Origin of the sequence: Streptomyces solincola, assembly GCF_002982015.1 — a bacterium.
GTDB classification, from domain to species: domain Bacteria; phylum Actinomycetota; class Actinomycetes; order Streptomycetales; family Streptomycetaceae; genus Streptomyces; species Streptomyces solincola.
The window spans coordinates 1-20629 of record NZ_PVLV01000205.1; the positions used below are offsets into that span (position 1 = coordinate 1).

General features: G+C 74.7%; 16 protein-coding genes and 2 pseudogenes. 6 read left to right on the forward strand and 12 right to left on the reverse strand.

All coding sequences use genetic code 11. The features are described 5' to 3' along the window. Window positions 1–48 precede the first annotated feature (48 nt). Complete coding sequence (locus C6N75_RS14840) at window positions 49–855, reverse strand: thioredoxin domain-containing protein (protein ID WP_146132565.1); 807 nt, start codon at window positions 853–855, stop codon at window positions 49–51. Window positions 856–1198: 343 nt separating this feature from the next. Here C6N75_RS14840 and C6N75_RS14845 point away from each other — a divergent pair, with 343 nt between their 5' ends. Together C6N75_RS14845 and C6N75_RS14850 are read left to right on the forward strand one after the other, a co-directional pair. Further along, on the forward strand, window positions 1199–3010 hold the full coding sequence (locus C6N75_RS14845) for a PP2C family protein-serine/threonine phosphatase (protein WP_258177420.1): 1812 nt from the start codon (window positions 1199–1201) through the stop codon (window positions 3008–3010). A gap of 95 nt (window positions 3011–3105) precedes the next feature. Continuing rightward, window positions 3106–3522 (forward strand): response regulator, encoded by a 417-nt coding sequence (locus tag C6N75_RS14850; RefSeq protein WP_258177422.1) that lies wholly within the window; start codon window positions 3106–3108, stop codon window positions 3520–3522. On the opposite strand, the gene C6N75_RS14855 is transcribed toward C6N75_RS14850, so the two are convergent. The 3 genes from C6N75_RS14855 to C6N75_RS14875 all read right to left on the reverse strand — a co-directional run bounded on the left by C6N75_RS14855 (window position 3477) and on the right by C6N75_RS14875 (window position 8440). Further along, window positions 3477–5870: an ATP-binding protein gene (locus C6N75_RS14855; protein ID WP_105869372.1), complete on the reverse strand. Its 2394-nt coding sequence runs from the start codon at window positions 5868–5870 to the stop codon at window positions 3477–3479. The two genes, C6N75_RS14850 and C6N75_RS14855, sit on opposite strands and share 46 nt — an antisense overlap. A 26-nt stretch (window positions 5871–5896) precedes the next feature. Then, window positions 5897–6415, reverse strand: coding sequence for a DUF6328 family protein (locus C6N75_RS14860; protein WP_105869373.1), 519 nt, complete (start codon window positions 6413–6415; stop codon window positions 5897–5899). A gap of 600 nt (window positions 6416–7015) precedes the next feature. Continuing rightward, window positions 7016–8440 carry a DUF2252 domain-containing protein gene (locus C6N75_RS14875; RefSeq protein ID WP_105869376.1) on the reverse strand — a complete coding sequence of 475 codons (1425 nt, stop codon included), beginning with the start codon at window positions 8438–8440 and terminating at the stop codon, window positions 7016–7018. A gap of 199 nt (window positions 8441–8639) precedes the next feature. On the opposite strand from C6N75_RS14875, the gene C6N75_RS14880 reads away from it, so the two are divergent. Next, window positions 8640–10358 (forward strand): acyl-CoA dehydrogenase family protein, encoded by a 1719-nt coding sequence (locus tag C6N75_RS14880; protein ID WP_105869377.1) that lies wholly within the window; start codon window positions 8640–8642, stop codon window positions 10356–10358. A 137-nt stretch (window positions 10359–10495) separates the two neighbouring features. Here C6N75_RS14880 and C6N75_RS14885 read toward each other — a convergent pair whose 3' ends face one another. Beyond that, a complete protein-coding gene (locus C6N75_RS14885; protein ID WP_105869378.1) occupies window positions 10496–11227 on the reverse strand; it encodes a hypothetical protein in 732 nt (243 codons plus the stop codon). A 130-nt stretch (window positions 11228–11357) separates the two neighbouring features. Between C6N75_RS14885 and C6N75_RS14890 the strand changes: the two genes are divergently transcribed. Next, window positions 11358–12866 (forward strand): DUF4246 domain-containing protein, encoded by a 1509-nt coding sequence (locus C6N75_RS14890; protein ID WP_105869379.1) that lies wholly within the window; start codon window positions 11358–11360, stop codon window positions 12864–12866. A gap of 442 nt (window positions 12867–13308) precedes the next feature. Here C6N75_RS14890 and C6N75_RS14895 read toward each other — a convergent pair. Next, window positions 13309–13950, reverse strand: a pseudogene (locus tag C6N75_RS14895) (PhzF family phenazine biosynthesis protein); the annotation flags it as partial. Here C6N75_RS14895 and C6N75_RS14900 point away from each other — a divergent pair. Then, window positions 13946–14173: pseudogene (locus tag C6N75_RS14900) on the forward strand (metallophosphoesterase); the annotation flags it as partial. The pseudogenes C6N75_RS14895 and C6N75_RS14900 sit on opposite strands and share 5 nt — an antisense overlap. A 51-nt stretch (window positions 14174–14224) precedes the next feature. On the opposite strand, the gene C6N75_RS14905 reads toward C6N75_RS14900, so the two are convergent. Beyond that, window positions 14225–14635, reverse strand: a complete 411-nt coding sequence (locus C6N75_RS14905; protein ID WP_105869380.1) for a Fur family transcriptional regulator — start codon at window positions 14633–14635, stop codon at window positions 14225–14227. Between the two features lie 327 nt (window positions 14636–14962). On the opposite strand from C6N75_RS14905, the gene katG reads away from it, so the two are divergent. Next, window positions 14963–17218: a catalase/peroxidase HPI gene (katG, locus tag C6N75_RS14910; RefSeq protein WP_105869381.1), complete on the forward strand. Its 2256-nt coding sequence runs from the start codon at window positions 14963–14965 to the stop codon at window positions 17216–17218. A gap of 140 nt (window positions 17219–17358) precedes the next feature. Here katG and C6N75_RS14915 read toward each other — a convergent pair whose 3' ends face one another. From C6N75_RS14915 to C6N75_RS14935, 5 genes are all read right to left on the reverse strand, one after another. Further along, window positions 17359–18267, reverse strand: a complete 909-nt coding sequence (locus tag C6N75_RS14915; protein ID WP_105869382.1) for a sucrase ferredoxin — start codon at window positions 18265–18267, stop codon at window positions 17359–17361. Between the two features lie 10 nt (window positions 18268–18277). Then, window positions 18278–19483, reverse strand: a complete 1206-nt coding sequence (locus tag C6N75_RS14920) for a cupin domain-containing protein (protein WP_105869383.1) — start codon at window positions 19481–19483, stop codon at window positions 18278–18280. Next, window positions 19480–19797 carry a hypothetical protein gene (locus tag C6N75_RS14925; protein ID WP_105869384.1) on the reverse strand — a complete coding sequence of 106 codons (318 nt, stop codon included), beginning with the start codon at window positions 19795–19797 and terminating at the stop codon, window positions 19480–19482. Before C6N75_RS14925 ends, C6N75_RS14920 begins: the two co-directional genes overlap by 4 nt. Before the next feature lie 142 nt (window positions 19798–19939). Next, the gene (locus C6N75_RS14930) at window positions 19940–20200 is read right to left on the reverse strand and encodes a hypothetical protein (protein WP_105869388.1); all 261 of its coding nucleotides are present in this window, start codon (window positions 20198–20200) and stop codon (window positions 19940–19942) included. Window positions 20201–20272: 72 nt separating this feature from the next. After that, window positions 20273–20629 (reverse strand): YjbQ family protein (locus C6N75_RS14935; RefSeq protein ID WP_105869385.1); only part of this gene is annotated, 357 nt, incomplete at its 5' end.

A 20629-nucleotide genomic window follows, 5' to 3' on the forward strand; every position in this document is an offset into this window, starting at 1 on the left:
GTCTCGTGGGCTCGGAGATGTGTATAAGAGACAGGGCCGGGGCCGGGGTCAGCGGGCGGCGAGTCGGCGGTCCACGGCCTCCCGGTACTGCTCCGCGCTCAGCGGAAGGCTCCCGCCGTCGGCGGTGGTGAGGTCCTGTCCGTCCAGGACCAGCTTGGGGGTGGCGGTGGTGCCGCTCTGCTGGAAGGCCCGGGCCATGGCCAGCGCCCACGCGTCGTAGGTCCGGTCCCGCACCGCCTGGTGGAAGGCGGCGTTGCCGCGCAGGGCGGGGACGGAGTCGGCCACCTCGAGCAGGTAGTCCTCGTCGCCGAACCGGTCGTCCCGCTCGTCAGGGTGGAATCGGGCGGAGTACAGGGCGTCCTTGTAGGCGAGGAACGCCTCCTCCCCTGTGTCCAGGGCCGCGCCCAACGCGCTGAGCGCGGCCTTGGAGCCCTCGCCGAACGCTCCGGTGCGCACCCGGTCCCCGTCCAGACTGTCCCCGTCGAGGAAGGTCGCCCCGACGTACTGGAGCCGGTACTTCCCGCGCCGCACGTCCTTGCGGACATCGGCGCCGATCACCCGCTCCACCAGGGCGCAGCCCGGGCACCGCGGGTCCTCGTACACCTGGAGGGTGTGCGAGGCGGAGGGCCGGCCGAGGAGGACTCTGGTGCCGTCGGGGCCGGAGGTGTGGCGCGGGGCGGTCACCGGCCGGCCGGCGGCCTCCTTCCAGCGGGGCGGGGAGTCGTCGCCCGAGAGCAGTGAACCGACCACTGCGGCCGTGCCGAGCAGCACGGCGGCCACTGCCGCGACGACGGCGCGCCTCTTCCTGATCCGGGAGACCTCGTCGGACGCCTGGGAGACCCTTCTTGACTGCATCACCCGCCCAGCCTGACCGTCTGGCCGCTAACGCCGGCCCAACGGAGCGCTGCCCGGACGCGTACGCCGGGCACCGGCCGCGGTGGTCCGGCGCCCTCCGAGCAGGCCGCGCCCGCCCCCCGACAGGCCGCGGGGCGGCCGTACGGGGGACCGCGGTCCGGCGACCGGCAGGTGCACGGCGGCACCGGCGCCCGTCCGGCCGCCGGTGATCCGGTTCCCCTCCTGCGGCGCGGCGGCGGGGACGTACGCTGGGACGTGCTGCCCGCCCGGACCGACCCGGCAACCGGCCCGCGGCGGCGGGGCGCGAGCTCCGGTCAGTGCAGCCGAGACGATCGAGGAGACGGTGGGGCGAGTCGAGGGCGGAGCGGGCGCGGACCCGGAGAGCTGGGCCGCCGGCCTGCACCGCATGTGGCAAGCCGCGCAGGATGCCGAAGACATCACGGACATGGCCCGGCACGTCTACGCCCTGATGCTGGCGGAGCGGGACGTGGTCGCCGTGACCGGCAGCCGGTGGGAGGGTCGGTCGCTGCGGTACGTCCGGCGGCTGACGGCCGGCGACGGGTCGGCGGCCACCACGACCCCGCCGGCCGGCAGTGTGCGGACCGTGCCCGCGCGGCTGCCCGCCCAGGACGGTGCGGAGGCCGGGGACCGCGCGCCGGTACGGCTGTTCGCCTACGACCTCGCGGCGGACGACGCGGCGTTCGCGCCCGAGGCGGCGCTGCTGGCCGAGGCGGGCGCGCGGTGGGCCCTGGAGGCGCGTTTCGCGCTCGGCGGCGACGACTGGGCGGCCTTCTCGCTGGGCGTGAGCCGGCGGCAGGACGCCGGTTCCGCGCTGCCGGGGCGGCTGCTCCAGTTGGGCGAGGTCCTGGTGGCCGGCAACCGGCGGGTGCTGGAGCACCGGGCGGCCGAGCGCCGCCGGGTGGAGGAGGCGTTCCTGGCCGAGGCGTCGTTGCAGATGGACGCCAGTTTGGACGAGCGGGAGACGCTGGAGCGCATCGCCCGGCTCGCGGTCCCGGCGGTGGCGGAGGCCTGCGTGGTGCATCTGTGCCGGCCCGGCGGGCGGCTGTCCCCGGTGGCCAGCGTGCACGTGGCGGCGGCCGTGCAGCCCTGGCTGCGGGGTGTGGCGGCGGACGATCCGTGGCTGGGCGAGGCGCTGAGGGCCGCGGCACGCCGGCCGGAGGGCACCCTGATCACCGGCGAGGCGCTGGGGGCGTCCGCGTTCGGGCCGCGCAGCGAGGGCCCGGGCCGGGAGGTGCGGGCCGTGACCATCAGCCCGCTGCGGGCCCGGGGGAAGCTGCTGGGCACGCTGACGTTCGTGTACCACCGCCCGGAGCGGGACATCGTCGACCTGCGCGTGCAGGACGACCTGGCCCGCCGGGCGGCGCTGGCCATCGACACCACCAGCGCCTACGAGCAGCGCCGCCGCAACGCCGAGCAGCTCCAGCGCCATCTGCTGCCGGGCAAGCTGCCCGACTGGCCGGGCGCTGAGCTGACCGCGGCCTACGAGGTGGCCGACGACTCGCTGGAGGTGGGCGGCGACTTCTACGATGCCGTGGTGCGCCGGGACGGCGGGCTGGCGCTCTTCGTCGGGGACGTGTGCGGCCGCGGGGCCGAGGCCGCGGCGCTGGCCGGTCTGGCCCGGCACACCCTGCGCGTGCTGCTGGAGGACAAGGTGCCGCCCGGCGAGGCGCTGCGCCGCCTCAACAGCGTGCTGACCGGTCAGCAGACCGCGCGGTTCGTGACCGCGTTCGTCGCGGTGCTCACCCCGGACGGCGACGGGCACACCGTGGAGGCCGCCTCGGCCGGGCATCCGCGCCCGCTGCTGCGGCGCGCGGACGGGCGGGTGGAGGAGGTCCGGGCGTCCGGGCTGCTGCTGGGCATCGTGCCGGAGACCCTGTACGAGCCGCGCACGGCCGTGCTGGAGCCGGGCGACGCGCTGGTGATGTTCACCGACGGGCTGTCGGAGGCCCGCTCGGCGGATGGGACGATGTTCGAGAGCCTGCTGCCCGAGGCGGTACGGGAGTGCTGCGCCGGGGACGGCGACGCGGCCGCCGGGCTGATCGCCCGCGCGGCCGCCTTCCGCGCGCTGGGCGACGACGACACCGCGGTGCTGGTCGCCCGGGTGGCGGGGGGAATCGTGGAGGAGACACAGTGACGCATCTGCCGCGGACGCCGCGGACACCGCAGACGGGCGAGGCGGCGGAGGCGCCGGAGCCGGCGGCGCCCGGGCGGCGGCCGGCCCCGGACCGGATACTGGTCGTGGAGGACAGCCCGGAGGACGCCGAGGCGATCGAGCGGGCGCTGCGCCGCACCCACCCCGATCTGGTGCTGGAGTTCACCGCCCGCGGGCAGGGCCTGGCGGCGGACCTGCTGTCCCGCGAGGAACTGCCGGGGCTGATCCTGCTGGACCTCAACATGCCCGGGACCGACGGCCACACGGTGCTGGAGCAGATCCGCTCCCACCCGGAGCTGGGCGCGGTGACGGTGGTGGTCTTCACCTCCTCCACCGCCCCCGCCGAGGTCGACGCCTGCTTCGCGGCGGGCGCGGACAGCTATGTCTACAAGCCGGTCAACTTCGCGCTCTTCCAGACGGTGCTGAAGGGCGCCGTCGACTACTGGCGTCAGGCGGGCTCCGGGGCCGGCTCGGGCGCCGCGAGCGTGAAGTAGAACGCCGTGCCCCCGCCGGGGGCGGCCTCCAGCCAGATGCGGCCGCCGTGGCGTTCGACGATCCGCTTGACCAGCGCCAGCCCCACCCCGGTGCCCCCGCCGTGCTCGGCCGGGCCGTGCAGCCGGCGGAACAGGTCGAAGACGTCCCGGTGGCGTTCGGCCGGGATGCCGATCCCGTTGTCCCGGACGACGATCACCTGCTCCGTCCCGGCGGGCGCCTGGGCCCCGTCGCGGCCGGCGGGCGGGAGGGGGCGCCGCTCGACGGTGACCTCGACCCGGCGTTCGCCGTCCTCGCGGGCGTACTTGGCGGCGTTGACCAGCAGGTTGACCAGGATCTCGTCCAGCCGGTCGGGGTCGGCCCACACCCGCGGAAGCGTGCCGCGCACCACCCGCACCCGCCGTTCGGTGAGCCGGGGCCCGGCCACCTCCAGGGCCGCGTCCAGGGCGCGGCCCAGCTCCACCTCGCGGATCCGCAGCCCGGCGCGGCCGAGCCGGGCGTAGTGCAGCAGCGAGTTGAGCAGCTCGTCCATGCGCCCGGCGAGGCGCTGCATGGTCCGAAGGCGGCGCAGCGTGGTCTCGTCGAGGCCGTCCGCGGCGTCCTCCATGGCGAAGGTCGCCGCGTTGGAGATGCCGCGCAGCGGCTCCTTGAGGTCGTGGGCGGCGGCGTGGGCGAAGGAGTCCAGGTCGGTGTTGCGCATCCGCAGCTCGTCGTTGATCGCGTCCAGGACGTCGGCGTGCCGCAGCACCAGACCGGTCAGCAGCCGCCACAGCTCCCGGGCGGCCACCTGGTCGCGGACGGTCCAGGGCAGGCTGCGGCCGCGCACGGCGGCCCGGAAGACGGCCCCCGAGCCGCGGGGCGTCAGCCGTTCGCCGCGCGGCCCCACCCGTACCGGCTGCGCGGGGTCGGCCGCCCACTGGCGGGGCATCGGCCGCTCCGGTCGGCGCCAGGCGAGGTACTCGCCCTCGCCGGACAGCGGCACCATCAGCACCCCCGACGGCCCGCCGGCCGTGCCGTCCGCCCGGTCCCCCGGTTCCTCCTCGGCGAGCCGGTCGGTGCACCACAGTCCGCCAGGGGTCAGGCCGCGTGCCCGGTCCGCCAGCGTCCGGAGCAGGGCGGGCGGGAACGCCTCGCCCGCGCCCAGGGTGCGCTCGGCGCGCCGGAGCACCACCCCGTCCGCGGCCACCAGCTCCAGCAGCGGGCCGCCGCCACCGCCGAGGCCCTCCTCCAGTCGGCCGCGTTCCAGCACCTCGGCGACCGCCGCGGTCCGTGCGGCGGACTCCACCAGCGCGTCCGCGCGCTCCCGTTCCTCGATGGCGGAGAGCTGGAGGGAGAAGGCCGCGCCGAACATCTCGCAGGCCGAGCGCACCTCGGGGGTGATCCGCGCGGGTTCGGCGCCGTGGCAGGCGATCAGCCCCCACAGCCGCCCCTCGCGCAGCACCGACACCGACATGGAGGAGCGGACGCCGATGTTGCGCAGGTACTCCAGGTGGAATCCGGAGACGGTGCGCAGCGCGGCCTGCGAGAGGTCCAGGGGCTCGCCGGTGGCCGGGCGCACCGGCGGGTGCAGGCCGACGGAGGCGTCGTCCACGTCCGCGATGACGCGGATCCAGTTCTCCCGGTACAGCCGGCGGGCCTGCGGCGGGATGTCGGTGGCCGGGAACCACAGGCCCAGCCACGGCTCCCAGTCGTGCCGGACGTCCTCGGCGACCACCTCGCCCGGCCCGTCCTCGCCGTCGAAGCGGTAGGCGACCACCCGGTCGAACCCGGTGAGCGCCCGCACCTCGCGTACCGCGACCTCGCAGCACTCGGCGACGCCCGCCGCCGACCGCAGGCGGGCCAGCGCCCGGCGTACGCCCTGGTAGAAGCCGCGGGCCTGGGCGTCGCCGTCGTCCCGGGGCTCGAACTCCAGGATCAGCAGGCCGCCGCGGCGGTGCGCGGAGACGTCGAAGCGCCGGCCCCGGGCGGTCACCTCCTCGGGCGGGTCGAGGGCGGCCGGCACCCCGTCCTCGTCGCCGGCCGCCCGCACCGCCTCCTCGAACAGGGCGGCCGGCAGCAGCCGGGTCACCGGCCCGCCGACCAGGTCGGCCGCCGCCACGCCGAGGAGGGCGCCGGTGTTGGCCGCGGCGACCTCGACCAGCCCGGTGGCCGGGTCGACCGCCACCAGCGATCCGCAGGACTGCACGCCGCCGAGCAGGTGGATCGGCTCCCGTACGCACTGGGTGAGGTCGAAGCCCCCGGCCGCGGCTCCTTCGGCCTCGTGCGCGCGCCGTGACAGCCACTGCTGCTCCACTGGTCCACCACTCTTCCCCGGACGCGCCGGGACTTCCGGCGCGGGCCCGCGCCCCATCCTGCCCCCTGGCGGCGTCCGGCCGGTCACCGCCGGCTGGAGTAGCGGCGCCGGGCCCACATCGGCAGCAGCAGCCACAGCGCCAGCAGCCAGAGGCAGAAGCCGCCGGTCAGCACCGCGGCGACGGTGTCGTCCACCGCCACCCGCAACAGCAGCAGCAGGGCGGCGGCCATGGTGGCGGCCAGCATGCCCATGGACGCCTTGGCGAGCGCCGCCGCCAGCACCACCGTCTCCGGCTTGATGTGCCGGCCGGCCACCATCCGGTGCAGGGCCACCGGGGCGATCAGCGCGGCCACGGTGGCCGCGCCGAGGGTGACCGCGGTGACGTAGAGCGTGCGGTCGGCTCCGTCCAGGGTGGCGAAGACCGGTTGGAAGACGACGATGAGCAGCACGCCGAACAGGATCTGCATGCCGGTCTGCGCCACCCGCAGCTCCTGGAGCAGGTCCGCCCAGCGGCGGTCCGCGCGCTCCTCGGCGCTCTCGTCCCGCCCTTGCCTCGGCCGTTCGACCGGGGGGTGGTCCCGGTTGGCCCATGTGCCCGCCATGGCGACTCCTCGACCCGCCGAATCCCCGCGCACCAGCCCTTTCATCATCCCACCCCGCCGCGCGAACAGTGCGGCGACGGCGGGTGGATCTGGTCGTACGCGCAGGTCAGAGCCCGGCGAGGCGGTCCAGCAGGCGTCCGGCCGCGCGGATCCGGTCGCTGAACGGGTGGTCCTCGGCCCGGACCTGGACGGACCGGCGGACCCGGGCGACCGGGCCCTGCTGGTGCGCGACGGCTCCGACCGGGACCTGGTGGACCTCGCCTACTCCACTCGCCGGGCCCGGAGGGGGCCTGGGAGATCGGCCGGCGGCGCCCGGGCAGCTCACGCCGGAGCACGTCGAGCTGCCGGCGGCCCGGCGTCTCCCGGGCACCGCTGCGGGACGGCCGGGCGCAGCTGCGGGCACGTGCCGCCGGACCTGGACTCGGCGGTGGAGCGGGTGGCGGCGGGGCCGGCCTTCCTCGAGTGCCGCACCCGGGCCGAGCGCTACGTGCGCTCGCGGACCACCGGCACCGAGGCCGTCGCCACGTTCGGCGCGCGACGGCCGCCCGGCTCCGGCGGCGGCGGAAGCTCCCCGACGGCGTCCCGGTCCGGCGGGCCGGCTCAGAGCCGCTCGGCCCTGATCCGGCCGGAGCGCCAGGCGTCCCGCAGCGCCGCGAAGTCCCGCTCGTTGCGGTCGGCGTAGGACTGGGCGAAGTCGGCGAGCGCGCGGTCGAAGCGGTCGCCGCCGCCCAGGTAGGCGGCGATCGCGACCGGATCGCCGGAGCGGGCGTGGGCCCGGGCCAGGGACGCCCCGCACAGCCGGCCGAACAGGGCGAGCAGGCCGGGCCCCATGGTCTCGGGGCGGGCGATGCCCTTCCAGTCCCAGAGCTGGCGCACGTAGAAGTCGCGGCCGCGCCCGTCCAGGCCCACCACGTGCGTCCAGCCGAGGAAGATGTCGCCGGCGGTCTGCATCAGGCGCTGCCCGGCCACCACCCGGCGCCCCTGGTTGTCGTAGTCCTCGCCGCCGGCATACGGGGCGAGCACCGACTCCTGGGCCTCCTTGGCCTGGAGCAGCAGCGGGTCGTCGTCGTCCCGGCCGAGCAGGAGCAGCACCCAGCAGCGGGTGCCCACGCTGCCGACGCCGACCACCTTGCGGGCCATGTCGACCAGGCGGTAGTGGCGCAGCAGGTGCCGGCGCTCGGGCGGCAGGGTGCTCGCGTACGCGCCCACGAGGGTGCGCAGCTCCCGCTCCCGCCCGGCCTCGGAGGGGTCGGCGGCCAACTGGGCGAGCGGAGTGATCAGCGGCGGGTCGGGGGTGATGCGCCGGCCTTCGGCGGTGACCCGGGTGAGCTTGGCGTACGCCTCCAGGTGGGTGCGGGTGCGGGCGCGCGCGGTGGCCCGGGCGGTGCGTTCCACCGCGTCCCCGCCGATCGAGGAGGCCAGTTCGGTGATCTTCTCGGTGTCGTCCAGGGCGTACCAGATGTCGAGGGTCCGCATGCCGGCGAACATCCGCATCCGCTCCCGGTAGGCCCGCACACAGGCTCGTACGGTGCGGTTCTGCTCCTTCTCCGAGAAGCCGTTCGCCCGGCTAGCGATCACCAGGCCGGCCGCCAGCCGCTTGACGTCCCATTCGAAGGGTCCGCGCAGGGTCTCGTCGAAGTCGTTGATGTCGAAGACCAGGCGGCGCTCCGGGGAGGCGAGCAGCCGGAAGTTCAGCGGATGGGCGTCGCCGCAGAGCTGCACCCGAAGTCCGCTGGCGGGCGAGGACGCCAGGTCGGCCGCCATGATCGCGGCGGCGCCGCGGTAGAAGCGGAAGGGCGACTCCAGCATGCGGCCGTAGCGGATCGGGACCAGTTCCGGCACCCGCTCGGCCGACTGGCGTTCGACGGTCCCCACCGGGTCGGGGCGGTCCGGCTGCGGCTCCCACCGGCCGTGCGCGGCGCGCGGGACCCGCTTGCGGGCCTGCCGCCCGTACGCCGCCCGCTCGTCCGGCGTCCGCTCGGCCGGCGTCCGCGGGCCGGCGGTCGACGTACCGGGTACGTCCATGGTCGGACCTCCTCGTCTGCCGGCGCGGCCGGTCCTTCCACCATCGGCCAGATCACCGGGCTCCGCGCGTCCGGGGGCGTACGCCCGCGACGGGTGAGCCGCGTCTCACCGGGCCGCCGGGACTTTCCTTGTGCAACAAGTTGCATAGAGGATCGGGAGGCACCCTCCACGGCTCCTCCCTCCGGAAGGCTCCCCTCCCATGGCCGACGCGCTGCTGTTCAACCCGCGTACCTACGACCCGGCGCACTTCGACGCCGAGACCAGGCGGCTGCTGCGCGCCACGGTCGACTGGTTCGAGGAGCGCGGCAAGCGCCGGCTGATCGAGGACTACCGCTCGCGCGCCTGGCTCGGCGACTTCCTCGCCTTCGCCGCCGAGGAGCGCCTGTTCGCCACGTTCCTCACCCCGGCCTCCGCCGCCGGCCGGCCCGAGCAGCGCTGGGACACCGCCCGGATCGCCGCGCTCAACGAGGTCTTCGGCTTCTACGGCCTGGACTACTGGTACGCCTGGCAGGTGACCATCCTGGGCCTGGGCCCGGTGTGGCAGAGCGACAACGCCGAGGCCCGCGCCCGCGCCGCCGACCTGCTGGAGCAGGGCGAGGTCTTCGCCTTCGGGCTGTCCGAGCGGTCGCACGGCGCGGACATCTACTCCACCGACATGCTGCTGGAGCCCGACGGCGAGGGCGGCTTCCGGGCCACCGGATCCAAGTACTACATCGGCAACGGCAACGCCGCCGGGCTGGTGTCCGTCTTCGGCCGCCGCACCGACGTCGAGGGCCCCGACGGCTACGTCTTCTTCGCCGCCGACAGCCGCCACCCCGCCTACCACCTGGTGCGCAACGTGGTGGACTCCTCCAAGTACGTCAGCGAGTTCCGGCTGGCGGACTACCCCGTCGCCGCCTCCGACGTGCTGCACACCGGCCGCGCCGCCTTCGACGCCGCCCTGAACACCGTCAACGTCGGCAAGTTCAACCTGTGCACCGCCTCGATCGGCATCTGCGAGCACGCGATGTACGAGGCCGTCACCCACGCGAGCAACCGCGTCCTGTACGGCCGGCCCGTCACCGCCTTCCCGCACGTGCGCCGGGAGCTGGCCGACGCCTACGTCCGGCTGGTCGGCATGAAGCTGTTCAGCGACCGGGCCGTCGACTACTTCCGCACCGCGGGCCCGGACGACCGCCGCTACCTGCTCTTCAACCCGATGACCAAGATGAAGGTCACCACCGAGGGCGAGAAGGTCGTCGACCTGATGTGGGACGTCATCGCGGCCAAGGGCTTCGAGAAGGACACCTACTTCGCCCAGGCCGCCGTGGAGATCCGCTCCCTGCCCAAGCTGGAAGGCACGGTCCACGTCAACCTGGCGCTGATCCTGAAGTTCCTCCGCAACCATCTGCTGGCCCCGGTCGACCAGCCCGCCGTGCCCACCCGCCTGGACGCGGCCGACGACGGTTTCCTCTTCCGCCAGGGCCCCGCCCGCGGGCTGGGCTCGGTGCGCTTCCACGACTGGCGGCCCGCCTTCGACGCCTACGCCGCCGTGCCCAACGTCGCCCGCTTCCGCGAGCAGGCCGACGCGCTGTGCGACTTCGTCGCCACCATGGCCCCCGACGAGACGCAGAGCCGCGACCTGGACTTCCTGCTGTCGGTCGGCCAGCTCTTCGCGCTCGTGGTGCACGCCCAGCTCATCCTGGAGCAGGCCCGTCTGACCGGGCTGGACGAGTCGGTGCTCGACGAACTGTTCGCGGTCCTGGTCCGCGACTTCTCCGGCCACGCCGTCGAGCTGCACGGCAAGGACTCCGCCACGCCGGACCAGCAGACGTGGGCGCTGGCAGCGGTGCGCCGCCCGGTGATCGACGAGGCCCGCTCCGCGCGCGTCTGGGAGCGCGTCGAGGCGCTCTCCGGCGCGTACGAGATGACGCCGTAGCCCCCTCGGGCGCAGGCGGCCGGCCCCGGGTCCCGCCCTCCAGGACCCGGGGCCGGCCGCTGTCGGTCCCGCCGTCCAGGCGCTGCACAGGCCCCGCCGTGAGGCCGTTCCTCAGGCCCCCGCCGTGAGGCCGTTCCTCAGGCCCCCGCCGCCTCCCAGGCCGTGGCGAGCCCGTCCAGCCAGGCCGGCGGCAGCTCCCCGGCGTCCCACTCCTCGCGCAGCTCCTCCGGCACGACCGTCAGCCGCTCGAGGACGGCGACGCACGTCGGGGAGTGCAGCAGCGTGTAGCGGCCGTGGATGGCGATCGGGCTGCCCGGCCCGTACCGCGCGAACATCCGCTCCACCCGGGCGCGGTGCTCGTCCGCGAACCGGGTCAGCAGCCCCGGATAACCGGCCCGCCCGCGCGCCCCCATGGTGCGCAGTACGGCGAAGAGGACCTGCTCGGAGACCTCCGGGTCCAGCTCCGAGTCGTCGGCGAACGACACGTGCAGGGAGGTCACCACCACCTTCGCCCGCTCCACGTCCATCCGCCCGACGCGGGTCCGCTCCGCCGGCTCCTCCGGCCCGGGCTCGCCCACCGCCTCCCGCAGCACCCGCTCGGCGACCGCGCCGAGGTGGTCGGCCGCGGCCCGTGCCCCGTCGCCCCACCCGGCCGCGTACAGCTCGCCCTTGCCCGACGGCGCGACATCCGCCACGGTCGCCGTCTCCGGCGCCGCCACGGCCAGCGCGCCCGCCTCGACCAGTCCGATCAGCTCCTCCGCGTCGCCGGCGTACACCCCCGCCCGACCGAGAAGCTGCACCAGCGTGGTCTTCGCGTTGCGGACGCTCACCGGGTCCAGCCTCTGCGGAACCGCATCGGCGGCGTTCATAAGCCCTCCTCCTCCGTCACCACCCGGCCCGAGCCTACGTCCGCGTCCGTCCCGGCCGGGACGACGGCTGCGGTGTCAGTGCGCTGACGTATCCTGCCCGCCATCGCACCGACCGTGAGGACCAAGAGAATTGACCGGCCTGCCCGCTTTCCCGCTGCCCTTCCACGCTTCCCGTTCCCTGTCGTTCGCGACCCCGCGGACGCTGCGGGAGCTTCAGATGACACAGTGCAGCGCACACATCCGGGCCAAGCCGGGATGGTTCGACAAGATGAAGGACGCCGACGTCGTCGCGCGGTGGACGCGGGAGGCGCTCGCCCAGGGGCTCACCGAGGCGCAGGTCCGCTATGTGCTGGCCGAACTCGGGCACTACGCGGCGCTGCGGGACGCGCGGACCGGGGCGGAGGTGTCCGCCGTGGACGGGGTGTGGCAGTCGGACACCCTGGTGGACGACGGCCTGCGCTCCCGGCTGCGCGCGGCGGTCCGCGTCCTCGAGGAGGTCCCGGACGCGGAGAAGGACTGGCACCCCGGATCCGGCGGCCAGGTGCTGGATCTGGTGCATCCTTCCCTGTTCTGCCTGGTCAGGGGGGTGAGCGGGGGGCCCGAGCGAGCCTGGCAGAACCCGACGGACCGGTACTCGGGCCACGAGTTCTCGGAGATGTTCCAGTGGCTGCCCGCGGACGTCGACATCAGCGCGGACGGCGATGTCGCGTTCCGTTCCTATGTCAACAACGTCCATCCCGAGAAGCACCGCGAGCTGGCCGCCGTCCTGCCCGACGTCCTCGCGCGCTTCCGCCCGCTGCTGGAGAACGTGCTGACCGATCTGCGCCACCCGCGCCCCCCGCGGATCGAGGCCGACCCCTACGGGTGGTACGACTCCGCGCCGCGGCGCCCGGACAAGTCCGCCTACGGTGACGACGCGGCCTACGCGGACGCCGTGCGGGCCTGGGAGCGGGCCCAGGACGACTACTGGGAGAACCGCCGCCCGGTCGTTCCGGACGCCCCGGAATTCACCCCGCCCGCGCCGCCCGAGGAATCCACCCGGGTCGACCTGCGCGGCCGCCGCGTGCAGGTCATCGTCAAACTCGCCACCCTCCACCTCACCCCGGAGAAGCCCGAGTACCCCGGCGGTTCCTGGCATGTCGAGGGAATGCTCAACGAGCGGATCGTCTCGACCGGGATCTACTACTGGGACAGCGAGAACATCACCGAGAGCCGGCTCGGTTTCCGGGCGGCGCTCGACGACCCGGACTACGAGCAGAACGACGACAACGGCCTGCGCGAGGTCTACGGCCTGGAGGACGCGGACGCGCTGAACCAGCCGCTGGGGTCGGCCCCGACCCCCGCCGGCCGCTGCCTGGCCTTCCCCAACATCCTCCAGCACCGCGTCGACTCGTTCCGCCTGGTGGACCCCACCCGCCCGGGACACCGCAAGATCCTGGCGTTCTTCCTGGTCGACCCGGACCGGACCATCGTCTCGACGTCCGACATACCGCCGCAGCAGCCCTGGGCCGCCACCTCGACCATGACGCTCGACCAGGCCAGGGAGTACCGCGAACAGCTCATGCGGGAGCGCAAGTTCTTCGTCGACGAGCACAACGAGCAGCTCTACGAGCGGGAGTTCTCCCTCTGCGAGCACTGACGCCTTCCCGGCGGCATCCGCGATTCCGCACCGCCGCCCCGGTCATCGCGCGTGATGCGACCGACGGTGCCGGCGTCTCGGCTGCTTCGCCCGCCTCCGAGACCGCCGGTGCCACCGGTGCCGCTGCCGCCGGCGGCGCGGCCGCGGACCGGCTTCTGCACCGGGTGCCGGAGGCGGTGTCCCGTACCGGCACCGGGCGTGACGACCCGGCGCCGCACCGGGTGCTGCGACGGCGCTCGGCACGGGACTCGGCAGCTGTGAACGGGCGACCCGCCGGATGACCTCCGACGCGGTCGTCGAGGGACTGGGCGCACGAGCCGCCGAGGACGACGTGGCCGTGCCTTCCGCGCGCCTCCGCGACCGCCTCCGCATCCGCATCCGCATCCGCTCCGCGTCCGCGGCGACCCGACCGGTCCGACGCCGTGGCCGCACACTCGGCGTGCTAGTCGAGGCGGACCCCCGCGCCGGTGACCCGGACGCGCGGATCGCCCGCACGCAGGGTCACCGTGAGCCGTCCGGGGCGGCCCAGGTCCTCGCCCTGGTGCAAGGTGAGGACGGCGTCCTCGGTCACGAGGCCGAGGTCACGGACGTAGGCGCCGAACGCGGCAGCCGCCGCGCCGGTCGCCGGGTCCTCGACGACGCCCCCGACGGGGAACGGGTCCCGGACGTGGAAGACGGTGGCCGACTCACGCCACACCAACTGGACGGTCGTCAGGTCGAGTCGGCGCATCAGCGCTTCGAGGCGAGCGAAGTCGTAGGCGAGATCGGCGAGGCGGCCGCGGGTCGCCGCCGCGAGGACGAGGTGGCGGGCGCCGGCGAAGGCGATACGGGGCGGGAAGGCCGGGTCGAGATCGGCGGCCGGCCAGCCGAGCGCGGCGAGCGCCTCGGCGAGGTCGGCGTCGACGACCCCCTCGACGTGCGGCTCGACACTGGTGAGCGTGGCCTGGAGGACCCCTTCCCGCTCCGTCACCTCCACCGGCACGGTGCCGGCGCGGGTCGCGAACACCAGCTTCCCGGGACCGATCCGCTCGGCGAGCGCGATGGCGGTGGCGACGGTGGCATGCCCGCAGAACGGCACCTCGGCGGCCCGCGGTGTCGACCTCCAACTCTCCGGCCACACCCACGGCGGCCAGATCTGGCCCTTCCACCACCTGGTCCGCCTCGACCAGCCGGCCCTCGCCGGTCTCAGCCGCCACGGCGCCCGCACCCAGCTCTACACCAGCCGCGGCACCGGTTTCTGGGGCCCGCCCTTCCGCGTCTTCGCCCCCAGCGAGATCACCCTCCTCGTGCTGCGCTCCGGCGTGTGAGCAGGCGAGGGAGGGCCGGGCTCCGCGCGGGGGCGGTCCGCGCCGCCGCGGTCAGGCGCAGGCCGGGCACAGCCCGCGGTAGGTGATCTCCGCGGAGCCGACGGTGAAGCCGTACCGCTCGGTGTCGGGCAGGTCGCCGAGGGCGTCGCCGACCGGGTGGACGTCGCGGACCGTGCCGCAGCCCGAGCAGACCAGGTGCTGGTGGGGGCGGCGCGCGTTGGGGTCGTAGCGCTTGGCCCGGCCCACCGTGGAGACCTCCAGCACCTCGCCGAGCGCGACGAGTTCCCCGAGCGTGTTGTAGACGGTCGCGCGGGAGATCTCGGGCAGCAGCCCGGCGGCCCGCAGGTGCACCTCGTCGGCCGTCAGGTGCACATGGTCGCCGTCGAGGACCTCCGCGACGACACGCCGCTGCGAGGTCAGCCGCCAGCCGCGCCCCCGCAACCGCTGGAGAAGGTCGCTCATCTCGTCTCACCTGCCCGGTTCCGGTGTGCGGGGAGCGCGCGGCCCTCGGGAGGGTCCGGTGACGGCGTGCTCCGGCCGCACGTTCTCAGTGCACTCTTAGTACACTTCTTGACTTGGACGAAGTCCATCGTAGGATCGATCCCGGCGACATCCAAGAGACAGGAAGACTCCGGTACGGCAGCAGAGACATCCGATGGACACGGCCGGTCGTGCGCGCGGCACCGCCCACTGACAGGCCCCGGCACCCAGCGTGCCCCCTCTGTACGACCCGAACCCTCCTCCCCCGTCAGCGCCCCTCATGACCCGCCGGGTCCGGAAGGATTACCCATGAGCGAGAACCACGAGCCGCACGTCTTCGACCCCACCGTCCCGGATTCGCCGGAGACGGCCATCCCGGAGGTGCCCGAGGCCCAGGCGAGCGGCTGCCCGGTGGCCCACGGCCGCGCACCGCACCCCACCCAGGGCGGCGGCAACCGCCAGTGGTGGCCGGACCGCCTCAACCTGAAGATCCTCGCCAAGAACCCGGCCGTGGCGAACCCGCTGGGTGAGGACTTCGACTACGCGTCCGCGTTCCGGGCTCTGGACCTGGCAGCGGTCAAGCGGGACGTCGCCGAGGTGCTCACCACCTCGCAGGACTGGTGGCCGGCCGACTTCGGCCACTACGGACCGCTGATGGTCCGGATGGCCTGGCACAGCGCCGGCACCTACCGCATCAGCGACGGCCGCGGTGGCGCGGGCGCCGGCCAGCAGCGCTTCGCCCCGCTGAACAGCTGGCCGGACAACGGCAACCTCGACAAGGCCCGCCGGCTGCTGTGGCCGGTCAAGAAGAAGTACGGCCAGGCGCTGTCCTGGGCCGACCTGATGATCCTCGCCGGCAACGTCGCCCTGGAGACCATGGGCCTGAAGACCTTCGGCTACGCCGGCGGCCGCGAGGACGTCTGGGAGTCGGAGGAGGACGTCTACTGGGGCCCGGAGACCACCTGGCTGGACGACGAGCGCTACACCGGCGACCGTGAGCTGGAGAGCCCGCTCGGCGCGGTCCAGATGGGCCTGATCTACGTCAACCCCGAGGGCCCCAACGGCAACCCCGACCCGATCGCCGCCGCCCGCGACATCCGCGAGACCTTCCGCCGAATGGCGATGAACGACGAGGAGACCGTCGCCCTCATCGCCGGCGGCCACACCTTCGGCAAGACCCACGGCGCCGGCCCGGCGGAGAACGTCGGCGCGGACCCCGAGGGCGCCCCGCTGGAGGAGCAGGGCCTGGGCTGGCGCAGCACCTACCGCACCGGCAAGGGCGGGGACGCCATCACCAGCGGCCTGGAGGTGACCTGGACCAGCACCCCGACCCAGTGGGGCAACGAGTTCTTCCACAACCTCTTCGCCTACGAGTACGAGCTGACCCGGTCGCCCGCCGGCGCGCAGCAGTGGGTCGCCAAGGACGCCGAGGCGACCATCCCGGACGCGCACGACGCGTCGAAGAAGCACCGGCCGCAGATGCTCACCACCGACCTGTCGCTGCGCTTCGACCCGGCGTACGAGCAGATCTCGCGCCGCTTCCACGAGAACCCGGAGGAGTTCGCGGACGCCTTCGCCCGCGCCTGGTACAAGCTGACGCACCGCGACATGGGTCCGATCCAGCGCTACCTGGGCCCGGAGGTGCCCTCCGAGGTGCTGCTGTGGCAGGACCCGCTGCCCGCGCGCACCGGTGAGCCGCTGGACGACGCGGACATCACCGCGCTCAAGGAGCAGGTGCTCGCCACCGACCTGACGGTGGCCCAGCTGGTCTCGGCCGCCTGGGCGTCGGCCTCCTCCTTCCGCGGCAGCGACAAGCGCGGCGGCGCCAACGGCGCCCGGATCCGCCTGGAGCCGCAGCGCGGCTGGGAGGCGAACGACCCGGACGAGCTGGCCCAGGTCCTGCGCGTCCTGGAAGGCGTCCAGCAGTCCTTCAACGGCAGGGGCGGCAAGCAGGTCTCGCTGGCCGACCTGATCGTGATCGCGGGCAGCGCGGCCGTCGAGCAGGCGGCGAAGGACGCCGGCTTCGAGGTGCGGGTGCCGCTGACCACGGGCCGCGTCGACGCCACGCAGGAGCAGACGGACATCGAGTCCTTCGCCGCTCTGGAGCCCGCCTACGACGGCTTCCGCAACTACGTCGGCAAGGGCGCCCGGCTGCCCGCCGAGTACCTGCTGCTGGACCGCGCCAACCTGCTGACGCTGAGCGCCCCGGAGACCACCGTCCTGGTCGGCGGCCTGCGCGTGCTGGGCGCCAACACCGGCGGCTCGCAGCACGGCGTCCTCACCGACCGCCCGGGCACGCTGACCAACGACTTCTTCGTGAACCTGCTCGACCTGGGCACCACCTGGAAGTCGACGTCGTCGGCGCAGGACGAGTTCGAGGCCCGCGACGAGACCGGCAAGGTCAGGTGGACGGGCACCCGCGCCGACCTGGTCTTCGGCTCCAACTCCGAACTGCGCGCCCTCGCCGAGGTCTACGCCGCCGACGACGCGCGGGAGAGGTTCGTGACGGACTTCGTCGCCGCCTGGGCCAAGGTCATGGACCTCGACCGGTTCGACCTGGTCTAGCCACGACCCGCCGGCTCCACCCCGAGCCGGCACACGACACCCCGCGGGGCCGGTGCTCACCCACCGGCCCCGCGGCACGTTCCCGACAAGCCCGCCCCACGCCTCCGGGCGTACGGCCGACGGGGCGCCGCCCCGTTCGTTCAGCCCACGCGCAGCGCCGTGACCTCGTACGACACGGACGTGGCGGGGTGCGGGCCGCGGCAGGTGAGGCGGCGCGGCGGTGCGCGGTGGGAGCGCAGTTCGACCTCGAACGTCGACAGGCCCGTGAGACGGCCGGTGACGCGGATGCGCCAGCGGTCGTGGTCGTGGTCGTGCTCGCGGACCGTCTCCTCGATGGCGTAGTCGTAGCGGCCGGCGGGCCCGGCGTGGCGGAGCACCGCGGCGAGGGCGGCCTGTTGCGGCGGGCCCAGATCGGTGTAGCCGCGCAGGTGGTCGGCGTGGATGCGGTCGGCGAGGTGCTCCCCGACGGCGGTCACGGCGGCGGGTCCGTCGAGGTTGCCGTAGTAGACCCCGTCCGGTGCGACGACGACGTTGGCGGCGAAGCGGTCGCCGCCCACGTGGCTGCATTCCCAGACCAGCTCGGGCCAGCGCTCGCTCAGCGCGCGGCCGACCGGCCTGCCGCGTACGGCGCAGCAGACGTCGTGCATGCCGTGCGCGCAGACGAGGACGACCGGTGGCCGGCCGGCCTCGCCGGGGGTGTCCAGGGCGTCGATGATCCCCACGAGGTCCTCGTCGCGCTGCCAGGTCCCCCACCGCTGCCGGTGTTCACCGGCCCCGTCCTGCCGCAGGACGGCCCAGCGCGGCGGTGACGTCGACGTGCGGCGGCCGTGGCGGCGGATCAGCAGCATGCGGGCGCGCAGGGCCGCGGCGGCCGCGTACACCCGTGCCTTCACGCCCGGCTCCAGGTCGAGCCCGTCGAAGCCGTTGGCGGGCCAGCCGCCGCGGTGCTCGATCAGGATCCAGACCGAGCCGTACGGCGCGGTGCCCGCGAGTGCGTCGCCCCGCGATCGGGCGGCCTCGGCGCAGAGGAAGCGGCTCGGATCCGTCATCGCCGCCGCTTCACGCCCCGGCCGGCACCAGCACGCCCGCGCGCAGCAGCCGTTCGGCGAGGCCCAGTCCGAGTTCCCCGGCCGTGTGGGCCTCGCCGTCGAGCACGCGGCGGACGGACGGCAGGTCGCCCTCGGGGAAGTCGAGCCAGCCGACGCGGGTGGTCAGCCGCAGTCCGTCGAGGCGTGGCGCGAGGGCTCCGCGCAGCCGCAGCGGCGCGTCGGGGGTGAGCGCGGCGAGAGCCGCCGACTGTGCGAGCGGGCCGAGCGGTTCGGGCCGCGCCTGGCTCCGGCGGACGCGCCGGACGCGGGGCGAGGGGTCGGCACTGCCGATCGCGGCGGCCAGCCGGTCGCGGACGAAGGCGAGTTCGTCGCCCGGGCCGTCCCAGCCCAGCGGCAGCGAACCGCGCATCTCCTCGTCGTCGGCCAGCAGGGCGAGGGCGCTCTGCGCGAGGTGTTCGGCCAGCGCGTGGCGGGTCCAGGGGTGCACGCCGAGCGTCAGGTGGATGGAGACCTCGCCCTGCGCCCGCGCGGCGTGCAGCCAGCCGCGCGGCAGGTACAGGACGTCGCCCGGTTCCAGCACGGTGTCCAGCCAGGGCTCGCCCTCCGCGGCGGCGGCGACCTCGGTGCGGTGGTCGGTCCACGGCTGGTCGCGCAGCGGGGCGGGGTGGACGGGTTCGTGCAGGATCCACCGCTTGGTGCCGGTGATCTGCACCACGAAGACGTCGTGGACGTCGTAGTGGTCGTCGAATCCCCGGTTCTGCGGCGGGGTGACGTAGGCGTTGGCCTGCACGGGGTGGCCGAGTTCCGTGCCGAGCCGGGAGGAGAGGTCGGCGACGGGTTCCCAGGTGCGCTGGAGCGCCTGGAGTACGAGCGTGGCGCCGTCGGCGAAGCTGCGCCACAGGGCGGTGTCGTCGAGCTGGTCCGCAATGGTCGCGCCGACGCCCGCGGGGGCGGTGAACGCGGACTCGGGGAGGGTGGCCCCGTTCTTGGCGACGCGCAGGAAGGGGGTGCGCAGCCCGCGGCGGGAGACCAGTTCGTCCACGGCCTGCGCGGAGAAGAGGTCGGAGAAGTCGTCGGCCGCGCGGGTGAGCGAGGGGACGCGCCCCCAGACGTCGCGGGCGAATTCCTCGCGGCCGAGGCGGGTCAACCGGGCCCCGAGGACACCGCCGCCGTCATCGGCGGCGGTGTCCTCGGCTGTCTGCGTGGTGACGCTCAAGCGCCGGCTCCCCCGTCGGCGCCGCCGTCCTGGACGCCCGGCGTACCGGCCGCGCCACCGTCCGCGGGCCCCTCGGCGCCCCCGTCGGCGCCGCCGTCCTGCACACCCGGCGTACCGGCCGCGCCACCGTCCGCGGGCCCCTCGGCGCCCCCGTCGGCGCCGCCGTCCTGCACACCCGGCGTACCCGCCGCGCCACCGTCCGCGGGCCCCTCGGCGCCCCCGTCGGCGCCCCCGTCATGGACGCCCGGCGTACCGGCCGCCCCGCCGTCCGCCGGGCCTTCCTGCTCGTTCGGGTCCTGCCTGGGGTCGGTCATGGTTCCTCCTGTGGATCGAACGACTGGAATCAGGAATGGGGTGATCCCACCCGGAACCGCCCAGTACCCCGAACGCACTCCTTCACGCGGGAACGCGGCGACAACCGGAATCAGAGATTCCGCGGGGGGTTGCGGCGGCTGCTCAGGCGGAGGAGGTCAGCCTGCGGGCCGTGCTGCACCGTCCCCTGCGGCCGTGGAGCCGGAGCTGCACCAGGGTCCAGCCCAGCAGCACGCCGAAGACCAGCAGGAGCACGGCGGCGAGGACGGCGTGGCGTTCGTTCGGCACGCGCCCGGTCTGCATCAGCACGAGCAGCGCCAGCAGCGCCCCCGTCGCGTAGACCGACCGCACACGCCGCAACTGCCTCACGTTCCGCGGGGGAACGGCGTACTTCGTCAGAGCCATGCGGACCGCGTACCCCCGCACTGCCCGAACAGACCGGATGAGCTCGTCCGCGGCTCTCCTCGCCCGACCGCCTCAGCCCAGGAAGCTGAGCCGCACCTGGCGGTGCGGGTTGTCCCGGTTCGTGTCCACCAGGCAGATCGACTGCCAGGTGCCCAGCGCCAGTTCGCCGCCGACCACCGGGAGGGTCGCGTGGGGCGGGACGAGGGCGGGCAGGACGTGGTCGCGGCCGTGGCCGGGGCTGCCGTGGCGGTGCTGCCAGCGGTCGTCGGCGGGCAGGAGGGTGTGCAGGGCGGCGAGGAGGTCGTCGTCACTGCCGGCGCCGGTCTCCAGGACGGCGACGCCCATGGTGGCGTGCGGGGCGAAGACGTTGAGGAGGCCGTCGCGGCCGGCGGCGGCCTCGCGGAGGAAGGCGGCGCAGTCGCCGGTGAG

Excerpts from the sequence above, each read along its gene's own strand:
- C6N75_RS14840 (WP_146132565.1), bottom strand. The coding sequence starts at position 855 with ATGCAGTCAAGAAGGGTCTCCCAGGCGTCCGACGAGGTCTCCCGGATC.
- C6N75_RS14855 (WP_105869372.1), bottom strand. The coding sequence starts at position 5,870 with ATGGGGCGCGGGCCCGCGCCGGAAGTCCCGGCGCGTCCGGGGAAGAGT.
- C6N75_RS14860 (WP_105869373.1), bottom strand. The coding sequence starts at position 6,415 with ATGGCGGGCACATGGGCCAACCGGGACCACCCCCCGGTCGAACGGCCG.
- C6N75_RS14875 (WP_105869376.1), bottom strand. The coding sequence starts at position 8,440 with ATGGACGTACCCGGTACGTCGACCGCCGGCCCGCGGACGCCGGCCGAG.
- C6N75_RS14880 (WP_105869377.1), top strand. The coding sequence starts at position 8,640 with ATGGCCGACGCGCTGCTGTTCAACCCGCGTACCTACGACCCGGCGCAC.
- C6N75_RS14885 (WP_105869378.1), bottom strand. The coding sequence starts at position 11,227 with ATGAACGCCGCCGATGCGGTTCCGCAGAGGCTGGACCCGGTGAGCGTC.
- C6N75_RS14905 (WP_105869380.1), bottom strand. The coding sequence starts at position 14,635 with ATGAGCGACCTTCTCCAGCGGTTGCGGGGGCGCGGCTGGCGGCTGACC.
- katG (WP_105869381.1), top strand. The coding sequence starts at position 14,963 with ATGAGCGAGAACCACGAGCCGCACGTCTTCGACCCCACCGTCCCGGAT.
- C6N75_RS14915 (WP_105869382.1), bottom strand. The coding sequence starts at position 18,267 with ATGACGGATCCGAGCCGCTTCCTCTGCGCCGAGGCCGCCCGATCGCGG.
- C6N75_RS14925 (WP_105869384.1), bottom strand. The coding sequence starts at position 19,797 with ATGACCGACCCCAGGCAGGACCCGAACGAGCAGGAAGGCCCGGCGGAC.
- C6N75_RS14930 (WP_105869388.1), bottom strand. The coding sequence starts at position 20,200 with ATGGCTCTGACGAAGTACGCCGTTCCCCCGCGGAACGTGAGGCAGTTG.